We start from the raw sequence: 1,372 nt of genomic DNA on the forward strand, positions 1-1,372 counted from the left end.
TGATTGACGCGGACACCACCCTGCTGCCGGACAGCATGAATTACCCATTACTGTGGGCAGGTCTGCTGGCGGCGCTGCTTGGTGTATCGCCGGTTTCTCTGCCAGATGCGGTAGTGGGTGCCATGGCCGGCTATCTGTCTCTGTGGAGCGTGTACTGGCTGTTCAAGCTGCTCACCGGCAAGGAAGGTATGGGCTATGGCGACTTCAAGCTGCTCGCCGCTCTCGGGGCCTGGGTGGGCTGGCAGTATCTACCACTGATTATTCTGCTTTCTTCTGTGGTGGGTCTCGTCTTCACCTTGCTCGCCGCCCTCTTTGGCGGTGAAAAACGCACCCAGATTCCTTTCGGCCCCTACCTGGCCGCCGCCGGCTGGATTGCATTGCTGTGGGGCGATACCATCATCAGCTCGTATCTGGGGATGTTTAGGATCAGTTAATAGCTGACAACATTCTCTTGATGATTTCCAATTGGAGCTTTTGCAAAGCGAAGGTGCTGCCTTGAAAGCAGGGCTCTAGCGCTGATAACCCCGTTCTGGAGAATCCATGTTCGTAGTCGGCCTGACTGGTGGCATTGGTAGTGGCAAGACCGCTGCCACGGATTTCCTTGCCCAACAGGGCATCACCATTGTGGACGCAGATCTGGCATCGCGGGTAGTGGTAGAGCCCGGCCAGCCCGCGCTTGATCGTATCGCCGAACATTTTGGCAGCCATGTACTCACCGAGGATGGTTCTCTGGACCGTCGTGCCCTGCGCGAGATCGTATTTGCGGATGCGGATGCACTTAAGGTGCTCGAAGGCATTACCCACCCTGCCATTGGTGAGGAGCTGAAACGACAGATTACTGCCAGTCAGTCGCCCTATACTGTGCTGGTTTCCCCTCTGCTGCTGGAGACCAGTCAGAAAACCCTGGTGGACCGTATTCTGGTGATTGATGCACCGGCTGAGCTGCAAGTGCAGCGCACCATGGAGCGTGACCATGTTCCTGAAGGCCAAGTGGCCGCGATCATGAAAGCCCAGATGGAGAGAACCAAACGCCTGGACCAGGCCGACGATGTGGTTGAAAATCACGGTTCGCTGCAGGCATTCCATGAGCAACTCGCAGGCCTGCATCAACGCTATCTAAAAATGGCCAACGCACTCTGAACATGTCTGATACCGATAACACCACCCGTACCTATCCCTGCCCCCAATGCAAATCCCTTACCCGCTGGGACAATAACCCCTGGCGCCCCTTCTGTTCCGAACGTTGCAAGCTGATTGATCTGGGCGACTGGGCGGCGGAGCGCCATGCAATTCCCGGTGATGACAGCGCACCCGGGGATTTTGAGGAGTTCTGATCGTCTGACGGGATAAGCTGCGGATTGGGCTGCTCGTG

At 56.8% G+C, this 1,372-nt stretch carries 3 protein-coding genes; all 3 read left to right on the forward strand.

Annotated elements, in window-relative coordinates:
- Positions 1 to 434: A24 family peptidase (locus tag HUJ17_RS07565; RefSeq protein WP_290510123.1), on the forward strand; the 434-nt coding region annotated here is incomplete at its 5' end.
- A 106-nt stretch (positions 435 to 540) separates the two neighbouring features.
- A complete protein-coding gene (coaE, locus tag HUJ17_RS07570; RefSeq protein WP_290510124.1) occupies positions 541 to 1,140 on the forward strand; it encodes a dephospho-CoA kinase in 600 nt (199 codons plus the stop codon).
- Between the two features lie 2 nt (positions 1,141 to 1,142).
- A complete protein-coding gene (locus HUJ17_RS07575; RefSeq protein WP_290510125.1) occupies positions 1,143 to 1,334 on the forward strand; it encodes a DNA gyrase inhibitor YacG in 192 nt (63 codons plus the stop codon).
- Positions 1,335 to 1,372: the final 38 nt, after the last annotated feature.

The organism is Alcanivorax sp. (assembly GCF_014762765.1).
In the GTDB taxonomy this organism is placed as follows: domain Bacteria; phylum Pseudomonadota; class Gammaproteobacteria; order Pseudomonadales; family Alcanivoracaceae; genus Alcanivorax.

What these genes read in the sequence shown, in the direction of transcription:
- HUJ17_RS07575 (WP_290510125.1), top strand. Translation starts at nt 1,143, where the DNA reads ATGTCTGATACCGATAACACCACCCGTACCTATCCCTGCCCCCAATGC.
- coaE (WP_290510124.1), top strand. Translation starts at nt 541, where the DNA reads ATGTTCGTAGTCGGCCTGACTGGTGGCATTGGTAGTGGCAAGACCGCT.